Source organism: Pirellulales bacterium, from assembly GCA_035533075.1.
GTDB lineage: Bacteria > Planctomycetota > Planctomycetia > Pirellulales > JAICIG01 > DASSFG01.
Window position 1 is genome coordinate 1 of sequence record DATLUO010000138.1, and the last position, 23,142, is coordinate 23,142.

General features: G+C 61.3%; 22 protein-coding genes and 1 tRNA gene. 17 read left to right on the forward strand and 6 right to left on the reverse strand.

The features are described 5' to 3' along the window. Positions 1–939: 939 nt before the first annotated feature. The gene (locus VNH11_17410) at positions 940–1,221 is read right to left on the reverse strand and encodes a hypothetical protein (GenBank protein HVA48148.1); all 282 of its coding nucleotides are present in this window, start codon (positions 1,219–1,221) and stop codon (positions 940–942) included. Between the two features lie 31 nt (positions 1,222–1,252). Between VNH11_17410 and VNH11_17415 the strand changes: the two genes are divergently transcribed. Beyond that, positions 1,253–1,915, forward strand: coding sequence for a WD40 repeat domain-containing protein (locus VNH11_17415; protein ID HVA48149.1), 663 nt, complete (start codon positions 1,253–1,255; stop codon positions 1,913–1,915). A 38-nt stretch (positions 1,916–1,953) separates the two neighbouring features. After that, on the forward strand, positions 1,954–2,463 hold the full coding sequence (locus VNH11_17420) for a hypothetical protein (GenBank protein HVA48150.1): 510 nt from the start codon (positions 1,954–1,956) through the stop codon (positions 2,461–2,463). A 490-nt stretch (positions 2,464–2,953) separates the two neighbouring features. Here VNH11_17420 and VNH11_17425 read toward each other — a convergent pair. Next, positions 2,954–3,026 (reverse strand) — tRNA-Asn (locus VNH11_17425). 489 nt (positions 3,027–3,515) lie between these two features. Between VNH11_17425 and ndhC the strand changes: the two genes are divergently transcribed. The 9 genes from ndhC (at position 3,516) to VNH11_17470 (ending at position 10,427) form a co-directional block, all read left to right on the forward strand. Then, complete coding sequence (ndhC, locus tag VNH11_17430) at positions 3,516–3,914, forward strand: NADH-quinone oxidoreductase subunit A (GenBank protein HVA48151.1); 399 nt, start codon at positions 3,516–3,518, stop codon at positions 3,912–3,914. Next, complete coding sequence (locus tag VNH11_17435; protein HVA48152.1) at positions 3,905–4,492, forward strand: NADH-quinone oxidoreductase subunit B family protein; 588 nt, start codon at positions 3,905–3,907, stop codon at positions 4,490–4,492. The genes ndhC and VNH11_17435 overlap by 10 nt, the downstream gene beginning before the upstream one ends. A gap of 73 nt (positions 4,493–4,565) precedes the next feature. Beyond that, the gene (locus VNH11_17440) at positions 4,566–5,063 is read left to right on the forward strand and encodes an NADH-quinone oxidoreductase subunit C (protein HVA48153.1); all 498 of its coding nucleotides are present in this window, start codon (positions 4,566–4,568) and stop codon (positions 5,061–5,063) included. Between the two features lies 1 nt (position 5,064). Continuing rightward, a complete protein-coding gene (gene nuoD, locus VNH11_17445; protein HVA48154.1) occupies positions 5,065–6,291 on the forward strand; it encodes an NADH dehydrogenase (quinone) subunit D in 1,227 nt (408 codons plus the stop codon). A 352-nt stretch (positions 6,292–6,643) separates the two neighbouring features. Beyond that, on the forward strand, positions 6,644–7,129 hold the full coding sequence (locus VNH11_17450) for an NAD(P)H-dependent oxidoreductase subunit E (GenBank protein HVA48155.1): 486 nt from the start codon (positions 6,644–6,646) through the stop codon (positions 7,127–7,129). Between the two features lie 14 nt (positions 7,130–7,143). Then, complete coding sequence (locus VNH11_17455; GenBank protein HVA48156.1) at positions 7,144–7,833, forward strand: Uma2 family endonuclease; 690 nt, start codon at positions 7,144–7,146, stop codon at positions 7,831–7,833. Positions 7,834–7,850: 17 nt separating this feature from the next. Next, complete coding sequence (gene nuoF, locus VNH11_17460; protein ID HVA48157.1) at positions 7,851–9,257, forward strand: NADH-quinone oxidoreductase subunit NuoF; 1,407 nt, start codon at positions 7,851–7,853, stop codon at positions 9,255–9,257. Between the two features lie 52 nt (positions 9,258–9,309). Further along, complete coding sequence (locus VNH11_17465; GenBank protein HVA48158.1) at positions 9,310–9,630, forward strand: hypothetical protein; 321 nt, start codon at positions 9,310–9,312, stop codon at positions 9,628–9,630. A 2-nt stretch (positions 9,631–9,632) separates the two neighbouring features. After that, complete coding sequence (locus tag VNH11_17470; protein HVA48159.1) at positions 9,633–10,427, forward strand: Uma2 family endonuclease; 795 nt, start codon at positions 9,633–9,635, stop codon at positions 10,425–10,427. 87 nt (positions 10,428–10,514) lie between these two features. On the opposite strand, the gene VNH11_17475 is transcribed toward VNH11_17470, so the two are convergent. After that, complete coding sequence (locus VNH11_17475; protein ID HVA48160.1) at positions 10,515–12,503, reverse strand: ankyrin repeat domain-containing protein; 1,989 nt, start codon at positions 12,501–12,503, stop codon at positions 10,515–10,517. 113 nt (positions 12,504–12,616) lie between these two features. Here VNH11_17475 and VNH11_17480 point away from each other — a divergent pair, with 113 nt between their 5' ends. Continuing rightward, a complete protein-coding gene (locus VNH11_17480; protein HVA48161.1) occupies positions 12,617–13,318 on the forward strand; it encodes a hypothetical protein in 702 nt (233 codons plus the stop codon). 150 nt (positions 13,319–13,468) lie between these two features. Next, the gene (locus tag VNH11_17485; GenBank protein ID HVA48162.1) at positions 13,469–14,140 is read left to right on the forward strand and encodes a hypothetical protein; all 672 of its coding nucleotides are present in this window, start codon (positions 13,469–13,471) and stop codon (positions 14,138–14,140) included. A 98-nt stretch (positions 14,141–14,238) separates the two neighbouring features. On the opposite strand, the gene VNH11_17490 is transcribed toward VNH11_17485, so the two are convergent. Genes VNH11_17490 through VNH11_17500 form a run of 3 tightly spaced genes read right to left on the reverse strand, consistent with a single transcriptional unit; the run spans position 14,239 to position 15,199 of the window. Continuing rightward, the gene (locus VNH11_17490; protein ID HVA48163.1) at positions 14,239–14,523 is read right to left on the reverse strand and encodes a DUF5615 family PIN-like protein; all 285 of its coding nucleotides are present in this window, start codon (positions 14,521–14,523) and stop codon (positions 14,239–14,241) included. Beyond that, a complete protein-coding gene (locus VNH11_17495) occupies positions 14,520–14,741 on the reverse strand; it encodes a DUF433 domain-containing protein (GenBank protein ID HVA48164.1) in 222 nt (73 codons plus the stop codon). The genes VNH11_17490 and VNH11_17495 overlap by 4 nt, the downstream gene beginning before the upstream one ends. Then, positions 14,738–15,199 (reverse strand): hypothetical protein, encoded by a 462-nt coding sequence (locus VNH11_17500; protein HVA48165.1) that lies wholly within the window; start codon positions 15,197–15,199, stop codon positions 14,738–14,740. The genes VNH11_17495 and VNH11_17500 overlap by 4 nt, the downstream gene beginning before the upstream one ends. A 687-nt stretch (positions 15,200–15,886) precedes the next feature. On the opposite strand from VNH11_17500, the gene VNH11_17505 reads away from it, so the two are divergent. The 4 genes from VNH11_17505 to nuoH all read left to right on the forward strand — a co-directional run bounded on the left by VNH11_17505 (position 15,887) and on the right by nuoH (position 23,082). After that, entirely contained in the window at positions 15,887–16,219 is a 333-nt protein-coding gene (locus tag VNH11_17505; GenBank protein ID HVA48166.1) for a hypothetical protein, read from the forward strand. 319 nt (positions 16,220–16,538) lie between these two features. Further along, positions 16,539–18,155 (forward strand): 2Fe-2S iron-sulfur cluster-binding protein, encoded by a 1,617-nt coding sequence (locus VNH11_17510; GenBank protein ID HVA48167.1) that lies wholly within the window; start codon positions 16,539–16,541, stop codon positions 18,153–18,155. Positions 18,156–18,267: 112 nt separating this feature from the next. After that, positions 18,268–21,606, forward strand: coding sequence for a DUF6797 domain-containing protein (locus tag VNH11_17515; GenBank protein HVA48168.1), 3,339 nt, complete (start codon positions 18,268–18,270; stop codon positions 21,604–21,606). Between the two features lie 240 nt (positions 21,607–21,846). Then, positions 21,847–23,082 (forward strand): NADH-quinone oxidoreductase subunit NuoH, encoded by a 1,236-nt coding sequence (gene nuoH, locus VNH11_17520; GenBank protein ID HVA48169.1) that lies wholly within the window; start codon positions 21,847–21,849, stop codon positions 23,080–23,082. Positions 23,083–23,142 lie beyond the last annotated feature (60 nt).

Here is a 23,142-nt window from a genome sequence, read left to right on the forward strand (position 1 = left end):
TCGAAGTCGCCCTCGTAGCCGGCCTCAAAGTCGCCCTCCCATGCTCCCACGACCCGGTCCAGGAAGTCCTGCGGCCAAGCGTCCGCGGTCGCGATTTCGGCAGGCGCTTTCTCGGGTTCGATCATGACCGTCAAGCGATAGCTTTGCTCTGCTTCATCAACCGGTATCGACAAGTGTATGACACCGTCAGGCCCCGCTTGTTTTATGACTTGAAGCGTTTGCACGGCGACTTCCTCCCAATCCCTCGACATCAATCCTATTCTACCGGAGTCGTGCGTTCCGCCCAGGCCACCTCGGCAGAGACGAGAGGGGGGCGGCTGCCGTTTAGCCAGCCAGTCGGCCCCGCACCGGGGCGAGCCCGGCGGATACGACGAACCAAGACGCCCAGCCTCTGCAGCGACCGCCAACATAACAGGTGATCCCAGCAGAAAAGGCAAATTCGGGGCGAGCCGCAATGCCGTCGCTGGTGCATTCGTCAGCCGAACGCGAGTTCGCGGAAGCGAAGGCCCTGAAAGCGAAAATCGGCGCGAACAAATCGGCGGCGGCCGGTGATCGCGTGCTTCTATCATGGCGTTGCGTCGGATCGCGGGCATGATAATCCGGATTCGGCAGGAATGGGGCGGCTCTGGCGGCGTCGTCCGGCGCCAAGGGCGGCTCGGCGGTTTCGTGGTAGATATAGTAGTCGCACGCGGGCAGTGTTCTAGAAGCACGCGGGACGACCGGAAAATCGGAACACGAATCAACGCTGATCCACGCTCATCGGAGCACTGGTTTCCTTCCCCCTTTCTTCCCCGGCGCGATTGTGCCCACGCCGATCGCGGTTCTATAAGGGGAGTCGTAAACACGCTTGGTCGTTTCGGCCTGCCGACCCTGTCCAGCCCGACAGGCCGTCAGGCTGGAAAAGTCTGACCGATCATAGCGGGGCGTTTTCGCGCCACGCTACTTTTCCGCTGGCAGAAAATGGCGGACGAAGTCGCGAAAGTGGTCGATCAGGCGTCGAAGGCAGTCGCGCATGCGGTCAGTATGCGGATTGCCGCCGCCGCAAGCGGCGGTCATGGCGTCCACGCGCCGCAGGAGATTATCGAGATCGCGCGCGAAGCCTTTTGGCTTCACTTTGAATTCGTCGCCGCGCTGACGGTACGCCGTCCTTGTCGCCCGCTTCCGCCGCCTCTCGATTTCCGCCGCCTTGCAGTTCGGCGGCCTCGCGCAAGGTGCGGGCACGTCCCTCGCCGTCGGCTGCGAACCGCAAACCGTGCTCCTCGATGCGCAGAGCGGCCAGCCGCGCGGTTTGCTTAAACAGGCCAGCGCGCCGACTCAACTGGCCGTCAGCCCCGACGGCCAGGCACTGGCGATCGGCTACCACCGGGGTTGGCCCGGCGACGGGCCGGGCTTCCGGCTCTGGGACCTCACCAGGGCTTTGCCCATCGGCCCGTTCCAGCCGTTCAACTGCGCGGGAGTTCGCTTCATGGACCAGGGGCAAACCGTGCTGACGCTAAATCACAGCGACGTCACTCGGCCGCAGCTCTTCGATCGGCAAACCGGCCGGCCGTCGCCTGCCGCCTTGCCCCCCGGTGACATCGTTTCGGACGATTGGTCAAATAACGCCATTGCCGTGCGCTCACGGGACGCTGTGTTCGCCTTCCGATCGAGCGCCGGGACCGTCGAGCAATGGGACGCCGCCGCCGGACATGCGGTGGGCGAGCCGATGGTGCATCCTTCGCCGGTGTCGCGGATGCAGTACAGTCCGGATGGCCGGATGCTGGCCACGGTTTTCGCCGACAACAGCGTCCGTTTGTGGGACAGCGCGACGGGCCTGCCGCTTGGACCGCCGCTGCTGCACGTCGCCCCGGTGCTGTCGCTGTGCTTCGCGCCCGTCGCCGACGCCCCCGGAGCAAGAGTGAGGCGTACCACCTGATCACCGCCAGCGCCGCGGGTGACATTCACGACTGGCACTTGCCGGAGACTTTTCCGGACGATCCCGAGCGGCTGACGTTGTGGATGGAGGCCGCCGCGGGATGCAAGCCCAGCGGCAGCGACACGGCGCTGCTGGATCCGGCCACGTGGCGCGAGCGCTGCCGCCAGTTGGAGGAGCGCTGGCCGGAGGCGGCCGCGGCACTTGCCGAGCAGCGCGGCGCCGACCCGGGCGCCGAGCTGGCCGCCTCGCACGACGACCGCGCCCGCGAAGCCGAGGCGACCGGCAACGCCTACGGCCTGCTCTGGCACCTCGACCGCCTGGCCGAACAGCGGCCCGACGACTGGCGTCTCCAGGCCCGCCGCGGGACCGCGCTGGCCGACAACGAGGACTTTGCCGACGCCGAGGCCGCTTTTGCCCGGGCCGCCCGGAACGGGGCCGGCGAGGCCCTGGCGGATTGGTACAGCCACGCCGCCGCGGGGGCTTCGGTTGCCAGGCGCTCGCAGGTTGCCCGGTGGTATCTCGACCGGCTCATTGCCGCAGAGGATTAAAGGGGGCGGGAGTCTTTGGTGATGGGATCATGCGGTTTCGGTACGATGCGCCGAGTCGCCTTGAGTCTTTCTCAACTCAGTCGCTTCGGTCCGACACACCGCCGCACGAATCCGCAGGTTTCGACCGCCTCGAAACTGGCCGGTCTGCGGGCGAAAGGCTGCTGCTCCAGCATGTGGACGAGGGCTACCTGGCAGCGCGATGCGTCGGCAATTCGTAACGGTTCCGACCGGGCCGCGGCGGGAACCGGGTTGTTAACCCGGCGCGGCTGTTAAGCGAGAGAGCGCGAGAGTACGGTGGCGATTTTTCGGGCGCCCGCAAGGAACCCTACCGATTTCGGGCGGCAGCACGAAAGGCAGAGAGGCGGCGGATCATGCCCGTCGCCGTAAACCCTTGCCAGCAAACGCGTGACGCGTGAAACGCCGAGATGCGTGTCTCTCGGAGTCTGGGCGTTAACCGGATGGTCGGCCGAGTTCGTGGCCGAGAAAGGAGCTCCCCGACAAGGACTCGAACCTTGGACTTAGCGGTTAACAGCCGCTCGCTCTACCAACTGAGCTATCGGGGAAAAAGGCGAGCTATAATCCTACTTCATCACAAGAGTTGCGGCAAGTCGGGCTCGCCACCTCGGCTCTCATGAATGGCGAGGATTGACGCGATTTCGCCGTGGCTCGATCTGTTCCTGTTGCAACTCCCATTGCAGCCCCGCATACCACGCCTGGAAGGTTTCCGGTGTGCGGCTGTCACACTCGGGCAGGCGGTCGAGTGGAGCGGGTCAATCGCACGTTGCAAGACCGTCTGGTGAAAGAGCTAACTCGAGCCGGCATCTCGGATTTGGAGTCGGCCGATCGCTACCTGGATCGGTCAGAAACAGGGGGACATTTCTATGTGCGCGTTACAAGGCGCAGGCGGCGCTGGCTTGACCAGACTTTCCCATGCCGCTACGATGCGGGCGGACTCGACGGTTTTGCCGGGTCTTGTTTCTGGGCCCGACTTCGTGAAAGCTTTCACAAAGTCGTCGGCTCTAACGTTGGAACTCATTACGGCGGGAGGTGTTATGCAAATCGAAGTCGTGCCGATTTTGCTCTTCGCCGTGTGTACGACCGCACTTTGCGTCGGCCTGCTCATGGTGGGCCGAATGATCGGGCCGCACCGCGAGATTCCGGTCAAGCTGATGCCCTACGAAAGCGGCATGGACCCAATCCACGACACCCGCCGTCGCTTTGACGTGCGGTTCTACTTGGTCGCCATCGCATTCTTGGTGTTCGATGTCGAATTGCTGTTTCTTTATCCATGGGCGGTGGCCAGCCGCAATCCTGTCGGCATCGACGCCGCCGTCTCCCAGGATCTGGTTTCCAGCCGGGGATTGGTATTCGGCGAAGTGATGCTGTTTTTAGTATTGCTAGTGCTGGGCTACGTTTATACCTGGCGGAAAGGGGTTTTTCAATGGCGATAGATCTGCCCGAAAACGTGGTGGTCAGCAAGCTCGACGAGTTGGCGAGCTGGTGCCGCAAGAACAGCCTGTGGCCCATGCCATTTGCCACCGCCTGCTGCGGCATCGAGCTGATGGCCACCGGGGCCAGCCGCCACGATCTGGCCCGCTTTGGGGCCGAAGTGTTTCGCTTCAGCCCGCGGCAATGCGATTTGATGATCGTCGCCGGCCGCGTGGTGATGAAGATGATGCCCGTCTTGCAGCGGATCTGGCAGCAGATGCTGGAGCCGAAGTGGTGCATTTCGATGGGCGCTTGTGCCTCGACGGGCGGCGTGTTCGACACCTATTGCGTGGTGCAAGGCATCGACCGGTTCCTTCCGGTCGATATGTACGTGCCGGGCTGCCCGCCGCGGCCCGAACAGTTGATTCAGAGCATCATCGACTTGCAGGACAAGATTCAGGCCGAAGGCACGATCACCGGCAAGGAATTCGATCTGCCGTCGCGGCAGGGAAAGAAGCGGGCCTTGATCGAGTTGCCAGTGCTCAAGTTGCCGGGCACGGCCTCGTCGGCCGAGGGGGTCTTGCGCGTTGGGCATGGGTAGGGTGGGCCGGCGCTCGCAAGCTCGCTGGTCCCACCCTACGTTGCATCGTCGCAATCCAAAATCCAAAATCCCAATGATTCACCCCGAAACGCTCAGCAAGTTTCAAGCCGCCGTCGAGAGCGTGCATACGAGCGAATTTCGGGGAGAGACGCGCGCCGTGGTGCCCAAGGCGACACTGTTCGACGCCCTCAAGATGCTTCGCGACGAGTGCGGCTTTGATCTACTAGTCGACATTACTTGCGTCGATTACTTGCACTATCGCGACGCGGTCGATCGTTTCGGGCTGGTGTATTTGCTGGCCTCGACGGTCACGAACGAGCGGCTGACCTTGCGGGTGTTTTTGAACGAGCCCGATTTGAACGTGCCTTCGGCCGTGCCGTTGTGGGAAGGCGCGAACTGGATGGAGCGCGAGGTATGGGACATGTTCGGCATTCGCTTTGACGGACATCCCGACCTGCGCCGCATTTTGTTGCCCGAAGAGTTCACGGCGTTTCCGCTGCGCAAAGACTACCCGCTGCAAGGCCGGGGCGAGCGTCACAATCTGCCGGTGTTAACCAGGAATCGGAGCTGACATGCCGTTGACGCCGTCGGTGTTGAATCAGGAAGAAGCGGAAGCAGCCGACCAGGACTATCTCTGGACGCTGAACTTCGGCCCCCAGCATCCGGCCACGCACACGACGTTGCGGATCGTGCTCAAGCTCGACGGCGAGCGGGTGGTGGAGGCCGTGCCCGACATCGGCTATCTGCACTCGGGCTTCGAAAAACTGGCCGAGCACCTCGACTACAATCAGTATGTGACCATCACCGACCGCATGAACTACATCTCGCCGATGGCCAACAACGTGGCCTGGCACGGCGCGGTCGAGAAACTGCTGGGCATCGAGCTTACGCCCCGCTGCAAGTACCTGCGTGTGATCGTGTCCGAATTGGCCCGCATCAGCGACCACTTGCTCTGCAACGGCGCGGCCGGACTCGATACGGGTGCCTTCACCTACTTTCTCTATGCCTTCAATCGCCGCGAAGACATTTACGACATCTTCGAGACGATTTGCGGCGCCCGATTCACCAACAGCTACACGCGCGTCGGCGGGCTGATGTATGACACCACGCCGGTGTTCATCGAGAAGGTCCGGGCATTTGTCCGCACTTTCCCCAAGACGCTCGACGACATGGAGAAGCTGCTCAACCGCAACCGCATCTTTGTCGACCGGACGAAGGGCGTGGGCGTCTTGCCGAAGGAAGAGGCGATCAACCGCGGCGCGAGCGGGCCGATCGCGCGGGCCAGCGGCGTGACGCGCGATCTGCGCAAGGACGAGCCATACTTGTCGTACGCGGATTTCGATTTCAAGGTTTGTTGTTCGACGGGCGGCGATTGCTATGCCCGGTATCTCGTGCGGATGGCCGAGATGCGCGAGAGCCTGAGGATTGTCGATCAAGCGATCGAGAACTTGCCGCCGGGACCGGTGAACGTGGGCATCGACCAGCGGACGGTGTTGCCCGGCAAGCGGCAGGTGTACTCGACGATCGAGGGGCTGATCTCGCACTTCGAGCTGTCGATGAGCAACCGCGGTTTCGAGACGCCCCACGAAGAGAGCTACGCGGCCATCGAAAGCCCCAACGGCGAACTGGGATTTTATGTGGTGGGCGATGGCAGCGACGTGGCGTATCGTGCCCGTTGCCGGCCGCCGTCGTACATTCACTTTGCCATGTTTCCGTACTTGATTCGCGGCCACATGCTCTCCGACATTGTGGCCGTGCTGGGAAGTTTGAACATCATTGCCGCGGAGCTCGACCGCTAATGTCAGTGGCAAAACTAAGGCCAGACGCAGGCGTAGCACCGAAGGTGCGTCATTCGATAGCCCAGGGTGCAACCCTGGGTTACGGAGAGACCCAACACACCGTAGTCCTGAAAGGGCGTCACTCTCTGGTGCGCGTGCTGCGTCGTTTGCGCTTCCAACTTCAAAAGCACGCATTAGGGGAGTCCCGCCCCGTTGGGGCGGCCGATTCCAATGCGGCCGCTCACCCAGGGTTCCGCTGGGCTGTCGAATCCGACCCCTTCGGGGTCGGAAACTACGGCGAGGGCGCCCTGAAAAACACAGAACGGTCGCGAACCGAGACACGGCGCCAGGCGCCACACTGGAGGCGCCTGCCATGAGTGTCGCAACCGAACGCATCCTTACCGACGAGATGACTGAGGCCATCAAGGCTTACTTTCCTCGTTATCCGAACAAGCAGGCGGTCACGCTGCCGGCGCTGCACATTGTCAACGAACGGTTGCGCTATGTGCCCCTGCAAGCCGTGATCGAGATTGCCGAACTGCTCGAGTTGGCTCCCGCCGTGGTGCAGGACACGCTGAGCTTTTATGGCTTTTTCAAGCAAGACAAGCCGCACGGCGAACAGCGAGCGTGGGTTTGCCGCTCGATCGCGTGCGCGTTGCGGGGCGGCGAAGAAGTGCTCGAGCACCTTTGCCATCGGGCCGGAATCCATCCTGGAGAGACCACGCCCGACGGGAAACTGACCGTCGAGTTTGCCGAATGCCTGGGCGGGTGCGATTTTGCCCCCTGCATGCTGGTGGGCGAGACGCTGCATAAGGATTTGACGAACGAAAAGGCGGATGCGTTTCTGCGGTCGATCTAGTGATAAATGAGACGATGAACATCCCGAGCGAAGTGTTTGCCGTGGCGACGGTTGAAAAAGTGGTGCTGCGAGGCGAACGCCGTATCCTGCTTTCGGGCATTTCCTGGGATCTGTATGAGCAGTTGCGCGAGAGCGAGGACAACTGGTATATCCACATGGCCTACGACCGAGGGAGGCTTGAGTTGATGAGCCCCTCGCCCGATCACGAAAGAGTGACGAAGCTGATTGCCCAGTTGATTGAAGCGTTCACCGAAGAAATGGGTATTCCTCGGCGCAGCCTCAGATCGACGACCTGGAAGCGCCGCGAACTCGATAAGGGACTGGAAGCGGACGAGTGCTATTACATCCTGAACCATCACCGTGTTCGCCGGCTGCGGCAGTTCGATTTGGCAATCAATCCACCGCCCGATCTGGCCATCGAGACCGAAGTCAGTCGGAGCGTGGTGTCGCGGTTGCGCATTTATTCCGCCCTCGGCGTCCCGGAGATCTGGCGGTGGCGCAAAACCGGATTGACCGCCTATTCGCTCGGCGAGGATGGAAAATACGTCGAGCGAGAATTCAGTCTGAACCTGCCGATGCTGCGCGTGAAAGATCTCGGACCCTTTCTCGACTTTGATTTGGCGGAAGACGAAACCGCCTGGCTGCGCCAGTTTCGGGCCTGGGTCCGGGAAGAGTTCCTGAAGACGAAAGATGCCGCAACTTAACCAGCGGGAGCACCGCCTTGCCTGACTTCGAACCCGTACTGCTGGCCAACATCAACAAGCCCGACAGCCACACGCTGCGCGTGTATGAACAAGGCGGCGGATATTCGGCGCTCAAAAAAGTGCTGCGGGAGATGGACCCGCCCAAGTTCGTCGAGTTGGTCAAGTCGAGCAACCTGCGCGGCCGCGGCGGCGCGGGATTTCCCACCGGGCTGAAGTGGACCTTCCTGCCCAAGGACCACCCCGGCCCGATCTACATGTGCATCAACGCCGACGAAAGCGAGCCCGCCACCTTCAATAACCGCATCCTGATGGAACTCGACCCGCACCAAGTGCTGGAAGGGACGATCCTGAGCTGCTTTGCCACGCGGGCCACCACGGCCTACATCTATATCCGCTATGAGTACCCGCTCAGCCTGCGGCGATTGCAGCAGGCGATCGACGAGTGCTACGCCGCCGGCTACCTGGGCAAGAACATCCAAGGCACCGAGTTCTCGCTCGATATTTATCTGCATCGCGGGGCCGCGGCCTACATCTGCGGCGAAGAAACCGGACTGATCGAAAGCCTGGAAGGCAAACGGGCCTGGCCGCGGATCAAGCCGCCCTTTCCCGCGGTCGAAGGCGTGTTTCGCAAGCCGACCGTCGTCAACAACATCGAGACGGTGGCTTGCGTCACGCACATCGCCGCCCGTGGGGCCGAATGGTTCAAGTCGATCGGCGTGCCGTCCGATCCCAAGAACCCGCGCGATCCGGGCAGTTATGGTCCCAAGCTCTATTGCCTCAGCGGCCATGTAAACAAGCCCGGCTGCTACGAAGCCCCGCTCGGCCTGACGTGCCGCGAGCTGATCGACCGCTTTGGCGGCGGCGTCTGGAAGGGGCGTCGTGCCAAGGCCGCCGTTCCCGGCGGCATCAGCATGGGACTGCTCACCGAGCCGGAGTTCGACACGCCGCTCGATTTCAACGCCCTGGCCAAGGTCGGCTGCCTGGGCCTGGGCACCGCGGCCGTAACCGTCATGGATGAAACGGTCAGCATGGTCGATTTTCTGCACAACACCTGCCGCTTTTTCTCGCACGAGAGTTGCGGGCAATGCACGCCTTGCCGCGAAGGAACTCGCTGGAGCCTGGAAATGCTCGAACGCATCAAGGCCGGCAAGGGACGGCTTCGCGATCTCGACCTGCTGCTGGAGATTGGCGATACGATCGGCATTATTCCCGGCACCACGATCTGCGGCCTGGCCGACGGCGCGGCGTGGCCCATCAAGAACGCGATTCGCAAGTTTCGGCAGGAGTTCGAAGACTACATCCGCCGCACGAACCCCAGTGGCTACAACCAGACCGACGCGGTGCTGTCGCTCGACCCGCGGCGCAGCGAACACAGCGACGTCGTCGAAATCGCGCCTTGGTGGCCGGAGGCGCAACATGGTTAGCGCGATGATGGGGGAGCAGACCCCAAAACTCCGCAAGTTATGCGAGGTGCCAATGCATGGCAAATTCTACGGTGACATTATGGCAGTTCGGCTAAAGGCATTTGTAGGCAACTCCACCGGGCGCGCAAGGCACGCCATCGGGACAATCGTTGACGGAAAGCCCGTTGCGGTAACCGAGATCCCGAACCCTGAATGGTTGGAAATAGCGGAGGAAGGCGACGCGTTTTATTTGTATCATTTTAGCTCAGAGGGAGTGTGCATTGCAGACACGTGGCACAGCAGTTTGACGGAAGCAAAACAGCAGGCGCAGCACGAATTCGGCATCTCACCGGAGGATTGGGTGCAAGCCTTTGAGAACCTCCGAGCGCCGTGACTATGGCTAAAGGCCACATCGACGGCAACGTGGTTGAGATCGGCGACATGGAGCGCCTCGACGGCATCCAGGCGGCCGAACGAGCCGCCCCCTGGTGGCCGGAGGCAAATCATCATGGATATTCAACGAGCGCCGCGTTTTTATCAGCGACGGGACGGCGGTGGCCGGCTATTGAAGGTACTGCTCAGGAAGTAAAATGCGGATGGGGCCACAAGTGCGACCAATCGACTTCGATCTTTATGGCCACAATTGAACGCTTGCTTACCGCCGAGGAATACGCTCAGCTTCCTGACAACGGCGCACCCACCGAGTTGGTGCGAGGAAGAATTGTCGATCTGGATATTCCAGCCTTTCGCCACGGTTGGCTCTGTGTCCGGGTAGCGAAGCTCCTGGCAAACTATGTCGATGACCATGAGCTGGGACGTGTTTTAGGCAACGACGCGGGCATGATCACCGAGCGCAATCCGGATACGGTGCGCGGTCCTGATATTTCCTTCTTCAGCTATTCGCGCATTCCCAAAGGAGCGAGCCTTGAGGGCTATGCCCAGGTGGCGCCGGAAGTCGTTTTTGAAGTGCGTTCGCCCGGCGACCGATGGCCAAGGATTCTCGAGCGCGTGAGCGAGTTTCTGAACGCGGGGGTGCTGGCCATCTACGTGGTTGATGCCAAGAAAGAACTGGCCACCGTCTTCGACGCCGCAAGCGACGAGCCAAGCCGCATCTTGAAGGGCGGCGACGAATTGACCTTTCCGGCCCCTTTGTCCGGCTTGCGGATCGCGGTGCAGCAACTGTTTGCATAACCTGGTAGAGTCGATCGTTCCTCAAAATCGTCTCGGCGGGTCATCGTCTTAGCTCAGTAATCGCGCCATGCAATCGTATCCCATTATTCACGTTACCCGAGTCGTTTCGGGGGTGACGAGCATGTCGGCGAACCGCGTAGGCAGAGGCGACAAATGTAAGCCGCGATGCCGCGCGGCCAGGTAAAACAAACTTTCTGGAAGAGCAATAAAAGAAAAAAGGTCGTTCCATTTCTTGTGCGGCAGCCGCTGGGCAGGCACAATTTTGTCGCCGCGTAGTTCCATAAAGTGCGCGAGCGAAGATTGAAGCGATCGCTCGACTTCGGCCGATTGGCCGGCGGCGATCGCCCGCCATAGGTCGAGAAGCAAACGCGGCGGCTTGGCCAGACGCTTCGCCACTTCCTGCTCCAGGGTGGCTGCATTCTTCAGCGCGCGATCGCGATAGCTCGACACGAGCAGCAGCAATACCGCAGCGAATTCGAGGTCTTCCTCACCGGCCGTTTTCGCCGAAGCCAGCTTCGGCTGAACGAGGTTGCAAACCTGCTTGAAGGTTTCCCAGCGGCCGGCAAGGGCGCACAGGAGCAATCCTCGCAGCAGCGCCCGGAACTGAAACCACGGCGCGGCTTCAACGCAGTCCTTGCCCGCTTCAGCGATCGCCTGAAAGTGAGCCAGCGCCGCGTCGCTCGCGGCCGCTAAGAACTCGCTAGCTTCCGGCGCCGAGGCGAACTGGAAATGACTCATCGCCACCAGTTTCATCGCGGCGTCGAGAGCGTAGTCGGTGCTGTCCGGCGGATCGGTGTTCGCTTTGGCAAATTCGTCCCGCCAGTCTCGCACCCAGTTTTGGCTCGAGAAGCCAGGGTCTTTCCAGCCCGCGCCCACGAAGTCGAAATAACACCCGAGGCGCTCGAACCGGGCGGGCATCCCATCGATGAAAATGGTTGGCGTCTTGAGCACTTCGAGCGCCCGCTCGCCGGTTTCGTGCGCGACACGGTTCAATGCCTCCGTGTAACGCGACGCGAATGATGAGGCATCGACGCGCATCATCTCTTTTCCGCGCACTAGCTCCTTCAAGTGATCGACTAACTCCGCGGGCGACGCTCCCTTGAACTCCTTCATGTCGCGCGATGGCGGGGCGAACTCCCCGCCAACCGCGTCCGCGAAGCTCGCGACGGTCGTCGTCGTATAATCGCGATGGTAGGCAATGATCTCACAGCGGCCCTTTGCATCCCCCGAAAGCAGTGCGTCGAAGCCCAGGTGGGAGTTGGTAAAGGCGCTCTTGTCGGAAAGTCCGAGGTCAAAATGCTGCGCGAACTCGAAGCCCGTGTCGAGAAGTTGCTGCCGCCAATCGCGATACCAACGCCGCTTCTCGAACGGCGCCGACTTTTTGCGGCGAATGCTGAGGTTCGCGTCCAGCAGCGGAAGCAGGCGGCGGGCGGTAACGCACCTGCGGAACCGTTCGTTTTCCGCCGCCAGCGCGGGGCTTAACGTCGCCGCTTTCGGCTTCTCCACCGCTTCGCCCGTCAGCAAGCCCAAAAGGTCGGCATATTGGGCGCGTTGGCGCAGCTCCGTCTTATCCTTATCTTCGTATCTTTTGCACACCCAGGCGACGGACGACATGCCGAGCCTTTCGTGCTTGATGTTCGGATCGGCGCCGTGCGCCAATAGGAACCGGACAAGTTCGACTCGGTTGTCGACAACGCAACGGAAAAGGGCCGTGTTTCCGTAGCTATCGGCGGCGTTGACATCTGCGCCGTGCGCCAGCAGCAGTTCCACCATCTCCAGCGCGTCCGGTTCGTCGAAGTCTTCGTCAACACAATGGACGATCGGCGGATCGTTGTTCACTCCATCGACAGGGCAACCCAGCTCGATCAGCAGTTCGGCGCACTCTTTCCACTCTGCGTCCTCAACTTTTGAGAGCGCCGCCATCAACGGCGACATCGAGGTTTCGGGCACGTACGTCAGCGACGCACCCTCGGCGACGGCCTGGCGGATGCCGTCGGGATCGCACCGGTCGACGGCCCTGGCCAGGGCGGCGGCGGCCTTGTTTTTGCCCGCGGTTGCTTTCTTGCGTGCAGCCATGATACATCTCGCTCGTGGTGCTTTTACCTCCGGCCGCATTTGATAAACTGGCCTCGGCAAACCCACTTAGTCTATTCTCGCTCCTCGAAAACGTCAATTTGGGAGGACCGCTCATGGCTGGTTACAGAATCTATTCGCTCGGCTGGGACAAGTTCCAGAACTTCGTCAGCAACCCCACGAAGAAGCAACTCACGGCGTTCGCCAAGCGCGTGTCGGAGCAACTCGCGGGCGGTGAGGATGACGACGACGATGACTATGGTGACGATGACGAAGAAGGAGCTGATCCGGTGCGCGAGTGGCCCACTGAGCCGGATGCGTTGCGGAAGTTCGTGAAGGAGCGCTTGGCGCGGCCCGACTGGTATGGCGATCTATCCGACGGGGGGAAGGATGCCTGGAGCTGCGCGGTCTGCTACTTTTGCGAAGAAGAGGGCCCCGGCGGCGTCGGCTTTCGCGTCGATCATGACGGCATTTATTGGGATTTGCTTGAGCTTGCCTGGAAAATGCTCAAAATTCCGGGGGAAGAAATCCATCCCGACGTCGCGTTATCGGCGTTCGGCCGCCGTCCGTACCGCTATACGCCCGCCGCAACGGATGGCTCGGAGGAGGATGAAGACGATTACGACGCCTGGCAACCGATGCACAGCATGCACACGCCCGACGAGGTGCGGAAAATGCTAGCCGAGCTGGAATCGATCGCCCCCGCTGTCGAGGGCGCAAAGAATAAACAGGCGATCAACGACTACGATGCCTTGGTTCCGGTGCTGGAGCGGCTCGCCGAAGAAGGGCGCATGCTGTTCATTCAGGTCGATACCTGATCTCCGCGGATCGCGCCGATGTGCAAAAGCGATTGAAAAGCAATCCTTCAAAACGACCGCCAGGCCCTTCCCGGCGGCGTACCGCCAGGGCCCCGGCAACCGGCTTAGCCTACTCTCTCTCGTCGAAAGATTTAATTTGGAAGGACGCTCGTGGCTGGTTACGCGATCTACTCGCTCGACTGGGACAAGTTCCAAAGCTTTGTCAACGATCCCACCGACAAACAACTCCTACTTCTCGCCAAGCGCGTATCGGAGGAGCTGTTGTATGGCTATGACGGTGACTTTGAAAAAGGTGATCCCGTTCAAGACTGGCCCACGGAACCGGAACAACTTCACGGCCTAGTGAAGCGGCGGGTCGCGCGGCGCGACTGGTACGGCGACTTGTCCGAGGCGGGCAAGGAGGTTTGGTCACAGGCTGTATGGGGCTTTTGTTGCATGGAGAATCGCGCGGGCGTCGGCTTTCGCGCCGAGCATCAGATTTATTTCGACTTGCTTGAGATTGCGTGGAAGCTTCTTAAAGTTCCTGACGATAAGATACATCCTGATGTCGCATTATCGGCGTTCGGCCGCCGTCCATACCGTTATAGGCTGGCGCGAAGGACGTCGCAGCAAAGGACCAAGACGGCTTTTGACGCGTGGCTGCCGATGCACAGCATGCACGCACCCGAGGAGGTACGGAAAATGCTCAAAGAGCTCCGTTCGATTGCGCCGGCAATTGAGAGCGCGAACAAAAAAGACGTCATCAACGATTACGATGCCTTGCTGTCGGTGTTGGAGAAGCTCGACAAAAAAGGGCGGATGCTGTTCATTCAGATCACATGATTTCCGCGGATGACGCCGATGCGCCGAAGGGCTTGAAAGATCCTTTGCAGATCATGGCAACACCAGCAGGGCAAGCGCCGGGTCGGTAATAAACGCTGTCACGTCGGCCGACCGATCGCGAAGCAGATCGACGATGTCGGCTGTCGGGCTATTGCCGACCCGGAGCCAGATCGCTTTCGGCGGCGGACATGCACGACCGCCATGCGCCGGAAATCGGAATCCTTCGAGACGACCACCAGACCCTTGCCGGCGGCGTACCGCCAGACGGCTATGTCGTCGGCGCCGAGCAGGCCGGCGCCGCTGACGTGCTCGGATCCAGGATATTCCGCCGCCAATAACGCGACCAATCGTCGCGACAAATTCTGATCGAACAGAAGGTTCATGCGCGCACGCGCCGCTCGCGGTCGGCTGCGAAGGCGAGGCAGGCCTGAACATCTTCCGCGGTCAGCTCAGGAAAGTCGGCGAGGACTTCCGCGGCCGTCATGCCTCCCGCCAGGTATTCCAGCACGTCCTGCACGGTCATGCGCATGCCGCGGATGCACGGTTGGCCGCTCCTCTTGCCCGGATCGACGGTGATGCGTGATTGCCATTGGCCATTCATATGAAAGAAGCATCACGATCGGGAACACGACGAGCATGATCGCGCCCAGAACGACCCAGGCAGGCCTCTTCGGCCCAACTGCAGAGCTTTTGCAATCCCAAGGAGTCGTCGTGGTCAATCTCGATCAGCAGATCGTAAAGCGACCGTCGGGCCGAAGTGAGGAAGAAGACCGCGCCCGCGGCCATCAGCCCGAATAATCCGTCGGAAAGGCCGGCCTGTTGAATCGCCCGCACCAACTCGGCGTCATGAACGCTGGCGATGCCGAACGATGTGAGCAAGGTCATGAGCGACTTCACCGGCGCGTCGAGCTGGTCGAGGAACTGGCGCACGTCGGCGTTTTTTGCCGCCCAGCATTCCAGGCAGGAAAGGAGCGCGAGGATCGCGAGCGACGTATTGCAGACGAACCACGACGGCGCATCGACCTTGCCCAACATCCCCGAATGCGCGACCAGCGGCATCGAATCGCCAAATCGCAAGAGCAGGGCCGCGACAAACGCGGGCAGGAATGCCCGCGACGGAAAGAGTCCGAGCGAGCCGAGCGAGTGGATCAATGAGTAAACCGACATGGCGCACTCGCTTGTCTAGCTCTAGGGCGTGAAGTTTTCGATGCGCTCGACCGGCATCCTGAATCGTGTTTCGCCGTCACCACCTGATAGAACCTGTCTGCCATGGGGGACCGCTCCGATGACGGGAAGACGAACATAGAATAGTGGCGGCCAGCGGACCGATCAAGAACCGGCAACGAGAATCGCGTGGCAAGCAGGCCCGCGAACCGCGGCTTGTGATCGGATCGCTGCGCGTCGTATAATTGGAAGGTAACCATGCTGCAAGCACAACGATTGTTCCGTGGCGGATCCGATCTCGCCCCTCGGCTTGGAACGGACGTGCTGGCGGATCGAACGACCGGTTGGCTCCGAACCGACCGAGGAATATCGTTATTCGACGATCCGGCAAGAGTGACGCGCTTCGGCGGAGCCTATGAAGTGGAGTCGGTCCCCGACGGCCTCAAGGTCCAGCAGCGCGGCAGAGACCCAGGGCATTATGAATTGATGCCCGCGGAACCAATGACCTTTGAGAGATATGTGGAGCTACTCGAGCAAGTCGTGCTTCGCGCCGTGGAGGCAAGCAGTTAAAGAGGAGATTCGATGATGAAGGCCCAAACTTGTGCGCGGGTTATTTTTCCCGAGGGCTTTGACGAGCGGGGCGCGTTCGAGATGTCCCTGAAGGGCTGGTTGAGCGCCCGAGTCGAGCTGACTGACGGCAGGCATTATTCCGTCTACTTCATTGATCCAGTCCGCCTGCGGCAGGATTTGGACGAGAACGCGCAGCGCGGCAGGCCGTACCTCGCCGATCCGGGCCTGATTGTCTTGCCCGAAGTCACCGTCGAAGCCGTACAAGAGGCCGTTCACGCTCTCTGTGAGGAGGGGTTCTTTGCCCGACTGCGAGCAGAGCAGGAGAATGAACGGGCTGCGATCTAGGCGGAGAAACTCGGAAACCATCGACATCGTCGTCGACGGTAGCATCCTGACCCGTGCAGAATCGCTCGCTCCACGTGGTCGGCGTCGTGCTGATGTGTTCCGCCACAATGGGGCTGACTGGTTGGCTAGATGGTCGTTGCCCGGTGCGATAAAAATAGCGGCGAAGCAGTGTGTCGCGGAGTCTTCCAGCTTGCTGCTAGGCTGCCGCCGGGCAACCTGTTAAACTACCTCCACCCGGTCCGGGAGAACGCCGCTGCAACCTGACGGGCCAGGAAGCCCATCCTGCCGGATGGTTGGGCGATTGCCAGAAATGGAAGGAATGATGGGTAAGGTTTACATCGACGGCAACGAAGTCGAAATTGGCGACAAAGAACGCCTCAATGGCATCCAGGCCGCCGAGCGGTTGGGCATCGACATTCCTCGCTATTGCTGGCATCCCGGCTTGACGGTGGTGGCAAGCTGCCGCATGTGCCTGGTCGAGACCGGCACACGCAACGCCGAAACGGGCGAAATCCAGATGATGCCCAAGCTCGTGCCCGCCTGCCAGACGCCGGCCAAAGACGGCACCGTATTCGTCACCAACAGCCAGAAGGTTCACGAGGCGCGTGCCCGCGTGGAAGAAGACCTGCTGCTGCGGCACCCGGTCGATTGCCCGATCTGCGACAAGGCGGGCGAGTGCTATCTGCAGGACTATCACTTCGAGCACGGCCAGAAAGAACGCCGGGCAGACATCCGGCCCTTCACCAGCCGCCGCCGCGACGTGGGACCGACGGTCACGCTGTTCGTCGATCGTTGCGTGATGTGCAGCCGGTGCGTGCGGTTCACACGCGAGATTGCCGGCAGCAGCGAGCTGATGGTCATCAACCGCGGCAGCCACGAAGAGATCGACACCGTGCCGGGCTATCCGCTGGCCAACAAGCTGTCGGGCAACGTGGTCGATCTCTGCCCCGTCGGCGCGTTGGGCGACAAGGACTTTTTGTATCAGCAGCGCGTCTGGTTCATGAAGAAGCACCCCGGCGTCTGCACCGGCTGTTCGACGGGCTGCTCGATCTGGGTGGAAGAAAACCAGGACCACGTCTACCGCTTGAAGCCGCGTGAAAACCCGTTCGTCAACCACTGGTGGATGTGCGACGAAGGCCGCTATCAGTTTCACTACGTTCACAGCGACGCCCGGCTGATCGGCTTGCGTCGCCGCACGGATGCCGGCTATGTCGAAATGGATTGGTCGGCGTTGCCCGGCGAGCTACAGACCAAATTGTCTTCGGCGGGCCGCCTGGCGGGAGTTCTTTCGCCGCACCTGACCGTGGAAGAAGCGTACTTGCTGGCCAAGTATCTCCGCGGCTACGATCGCGACGCCGTGCTGGCATTGGGGCCGGTGCCGTTCGTGGGTGACGATGAGCGGTTCAAGAACGGCTTCACCATTCGCGCCGAGAAATGCCCGAACCGCCGTGGCGTGGAGGCGGTGATTCGGCATTTCACGGGAAGCTGCCCGACGTTCGAGGAAATGTTGCCGCGCATCGAGCAGGGCGAGTTCGGCGGCGTGTGGGTGACCGGCGGATACAAAGAGCCGGAATTCAGCAAAGCGATTGCCGATCGGTTCAGCCCGGTGAACCTGCTGATCGTGCAGGACATTTTCGAGTCGCCGCTGTGGACGATGGCCCATTATCAGCTTTCCGGCGGGACGTTTGCCGAGCGCGACGGCTCGTACGTACACCATGCCGACCGGTTGCAGAGCGTGAAATGGGCGGTGCGTCCGCCGGCCGGCGCCTGGGTCGAAGGGCAACTTTATTGGAGGCTGTTGGGCATGCCGGGGCTGTTCAACTCGCGGAAGGTGCTCAGCGACGTGGCGGCCGAGATCATTTACTTCTCCGCGGCGGCCGACGAGATACCGGCGACGGGCATCGACTTGAAGATCAACCAATTGGCGAGCGTTTGAAGAGGCATTAATCGGAGCAAGGAGTGCGAAAGTTAGCTGTTGTACGCATCTGTGAGGCAGGCTTCTTTTTCTGGAGGACCGCTCGTGGCTAGCGCGGAGTTGTCTAGACCAGATGATTATTGACCAAAGGCCAGTCAAAAAGAGTTCCATCGTCGTTTCGCGGCGATTCGCCGGGCCGGCCTTGTTGCCGGCGCTGCTTGGCCTGTGGCTCGCTCCAGGGGTACCAACGGCTGGCGCCGTCGAGCCTCTCGAACGGCTGCTTCTACGCGAAGATCCCGCGAAATTAGCCGCCGCGGCTCGCAAATACGGCGACGCGCAGCGGGGCGCCGTGCTGTTTCATCAACGCAGCGTCGGCTGCGCTTTATGCCATTTGCCCGACGATGGTCGGCCCGCAGTGGGCCCCGATTTGACACGGCCGCCGGCGGATGTCGATGACGCGTATTTGGTTGATTCGGTTCTGATGCCGTCGAAAAGCATCCGTAAGGGCTTCGAGACGATTCGCGTGGTCACCGACGACGGCCACACGATTGTCGGTTTGTTGGTGGAGGATCTCCCCAAAGCGCTTGTTCTGCGCAGCGCCGACGGGAACTCGGAACTTCAGCGCATCGACAAGCAGGCGATTGACGAGCACGAGAAAAGCCCCCTTTCGGCTATGCCGGCCGGTCTGGCCAATCAACTCGCGGGCCGACAAGACTTCCTCGACTTGTTACGGTATCTCTTCGAAATCAGCGAGTTCGGACGGCAACGCGTGGCCCAGTTGCGTCCTCCGCCGGGACTATTCTCATCGCCGCCTTTACCGGAGTATGAGCAACACCTCGACCATGCCGGCCTGCTGTCCGAAGCGGGCGACGCCGTGTTCGAGCGGGGCGAGGCCATCTACCAGCGGGTCTGCGCCAACTGTCATGGTACAGTTGACCGGCCCGGTTCGCTGCCCGCGGCGCTTGCGTTCGCGTCCGGCCGTTTCAAAAACGGCGCGGACCCCTACGGCATCTACCGCACACTGACGTTCGGCTTTGGCCTCATGGCGCCACAAAGCTCGATGGTTCCCCAGGACAAATACGCTGTGATCCATTACGTGCGTGAAGCTTACTTGAAGCCGCACAATCCGACGCAATTTGTGGCCGTCGACAACGCGTATCTGGCCGGCCTGCCGAAGGGCGACACCCGCGGCCCTGCACCGAATACGCACGAGCCCTGGGTCGCCATGGATTACGGCCGCAGCCTCATCAATACCTATGAGATTGGCAGCGACGGTTCGAACTTCGCCTATAAGGGGATCGCGGTGAGGCTTGACCCCGGTTCGGGCGGAGTTTCACAGGGACGAGACTGGATGATCTTCGACCACGACACGCTACGTGTCGCCGCGGTCTGGAGCAAAACCGATGACGAGCATCCCGCCTTTATCGACTACAACGGAATTCATTTTAACGGCCGCCACGAGGTGCATCCACGTATCGCCGGCGAGCTGCGGGTGGTTAACCATGGCCTGGGGTGGGCAAACCCGGAGACGGGCGGCTTCGACGACGTACGGCTGCGCGGGCGCGACGACAAACCTTACGGGCCGTTGCCGCGTGCCTGGGGGCACTTTAACGGCCTCTACGACAATAACGGCCGCATCGTTCTCTCGTATTCGGTCGGCCAGACGCCGATTCTCGAAATACCGCATATCGCCAACGTCGGCAGCAACGCGTCCTTCGTCTTCACGCGATCGTTCCGCATTGGTCCGCGGCCGAACGATATGGTAGTCGCAGTGGCGGAACATCCTGGCGAGCATGCCCGCCTCCGTGAAGCACCCGACGGCCCACTTGGCAAATGTCGCGCGGTTGTGGAACCGGATCCGTCGCAGCCGAGCGGCGAATCGAAGCTCAAGTTCGAGGCTGGTTTGGCGCCTGACATCGCCAACGCGCATTGGACGTTGGAAGACGGCCAGCTTCGGCTGCGGATTCCCGCCGGCGACGAGCCCCTTCAATTCACCCTCTGGACGAGCGTCGGCGGCAAGCAGGTAGTGCTGAAGGACGTGGATTTACCGCAAACTGCCCTCAACGAAGCGATCGAAGGCGGCCCTCCGCGCTGGCCAGAGTCGCTCGCCGCCGCACCCGTTCTGGGCGCCGACGACGGCCCGTTCGCGATCGATGTCCTGACTCACCCGGCCGGTAATCCCTGGTCATGCCAGATGCGGTTCACGGGCTTCGACTTTCTCGACGATGGAAAGGCGGCGGCCGTCTGCACGTGGGACGGCGACGTGTGGTTGGTGCGGGGCGTCGATCGGCCGGAGCAGGGACTTACCTGGCGGCGCATCGCTTCAGGCCTGTTTCAGCCTCTGGGGCTAAAGGTCTGGAACGGGGAAATCTACGTGGGCTGCCGCGACCAGATCGTCATTTTGCACGACCTGAACGGCGACGGCGAAACCGATTACTACGAGAACTTCAACAGCGATCATCAGGTCACCGAGCATTTTCATGAATTTGCGATGGGCTTGCAGACCGACGCGGAGGGGAATTTCTACTACGCCAAGTCGGCCCGGCACGGGCTGTCCGCGGTGGTGCCGCATCATGGCACTTTGCTCCGCGTCAGCCACGACGGCCTCCGCACCGACATCCTGGCGACCGGATTTCGCGCCGCAAATGGGGTGTGCCTGAACGCGGACGGCACGTTTTTCGTCTCCGACCAGGAGGGCCATTGGACGCCCAAGAACCGCATCAATTGGGTACAAACCGGAGGTTTCTATGGAAATATGTTCGGTTACCACGACGTGACCGACACCGCCGACGGGCGGATGCGGCAGCCGCTGTGCTGGATCACCAATGCGTTCGATCGTTCGCCCGGCGAGCTGCTGTGGGTCACCAGCGAGGCCTGGGGGCCACTGAAAGGCTCACTGCTCGAATTGTCGTATGGGGCCGGCAAGGTCTTTATCGTGCCCCATGAAAAGCTAGACGGCCAAATGCAAGGCGGAATTTGCCCGTTGCCGATGCCGATCTTTCCCACCGGCGTGATGCGCGGGCGGTTTCATCCGACGAACGGCCAGCTCTACGCCTGCGGGATGTTCGCCTGGGCCGGCAATCAGACGGCACCCGGCGGCTTCTACCGCGTTCGCTACACGAACAAGCCTGTGTGTATTCCGCTTTCGCTCCGAGCGCGCCCGAAGGGTATCGAGATCACTTTCTGCGCTCCGCTCGATGGCAACCTGGCCCGCGACACCAAGCGTTACCGCGTTCGCGCGTGGTCCTTAAAGCGAACTGCAAACTATGGCTCCGACCATTATGGCGAGCACGAGCTGGCTGTGGCATCCGCGTCGCTCACGCCCGACAACCGCGGCGTCTTCCTCGAGCTTCGCGACATCGCCCCCACCTGGTGCATGGCCATAGACTACCGCCTGAAGGCGTCGGACGGAACGCCGGCCGTCGGCCAGGTACACAACACCATCCATCGGCTACCTTCGGGCAATAAATAGGGTTCATCCGGAAGCTGCGTACCTGAAGCCGCCGGTGGGCCAACGATGGATCATGCGGGGCGACGCCGCCCCCGTCTCAAGATGATCGATCGCCCCAGCTTGACGCTTCGAAGCCGAAGCCGGATCTTCGTCGATCGTATAGGCAAAGTATTCGTGCCAACGAAAGCATCCGCGTTCATACCGATGCCGTGGGAATGACAACCCTTCCTTTTTCAATCATCATCGCCTATCTTTCAGCACATGACGACCGAATTCATCATCGAAGCGCTGGTCAAGATCGCCATCCTGATAGGCGGGTTGATGACGGCGGCGGCCTATCTCGTGCTGCTGGAGCGGTGGATGGCCGCCTGGGTGCAAGACCGCCTGGGGCCAAACCGCGTCGGCATTCCGCTCACCAAGATCCGCCTGTTCGGCCTGGGGCAGCCGCTGGCCGACGGCCTGAAGTTCATCTTCAAAGAAGAAATCACGCCGCACCATGTCGACAAGGTGCTCTATACCGTGGCCCCGATCGTGATTCTGGCCACGGCCCTGGCGATCTTCGCCGCAGTGCCGTTCGGCAGCGTTCTGCCGGCCGACGCGGGGATTCCCGGCGTCGATCATCAGATCGATCTGGTCGTCGCCCCGCAACTCGACGTGGCGCTGATCTACATCTTCGCGTTGAGCAGCATCGCCGTGTACGGCGTGATCCTGGGCGGATGGGCCAGCAACAGCAAATACAGTTTTTTGGGCGGGCTGCGGTCGAGCGCCCAGTTGATCGCCTACGAGCTGCCGCTGGGGCTGGGCATTCTGGGCGTCGTGCTGTTCTCCGGCTCGTTGCGGCTGGAGACGATCATCGGCGAACAAGCCAAAAGCGGCGTCTGGAATATTCTCTGGCAGCCGATCGGCTTTGTGGTCTTTCTGGTGGCATCGTTCGCGGAGAGCGCCCGGCTGCCGTTCGACTTGCCCGAAGCCGAGCAGGAATTGGTGGGCGGCTATCACACCGAATATGCGGGCATGCGGCTGTTGATGTTCCTGATTGCCGAGTTTCTGCACATGGTCACGGCATCGTTCTTGATCGTGATGCTTTATTTCGGTGGCTGGCATCTGTGGGGGCTGACCGGCAGCGACAACAACGTGACCTGGGTCACGGCCATCTTGCGGATTCTGGTTCTGATGACGAAGATTCTGCTGGTGATCTTGTTTTTCATGCTGGCCCGCTGGAGCTGGCCCCGTTTCCGCTTCGACCAATTGATGAACCTGTCGTGGAAAGTCATGCTGCCGCTGGGCGTGGTGAATCTGGTGTTGGTGGCGGCGCTCGTCGAGGCCGCGGGGCACTCGCTCGATACGGGCGCTCGCTGGCTGTTGATGGGCCTGATGTGGATCGCGGCGGTCATCGCCTTTGCCGTCGCCGGAACGTACGCGCCGCTGCACACCGACAACCGCCCCAAGTGGCCCAACGACGGGAGGATGGCCTTCCCAGGCCGTCCAGTACAATAGCCAATGAATAATTCTTACGTGACAATGTGCAGCGTAATCTCGGTGGCTGGGGCAGAGCTT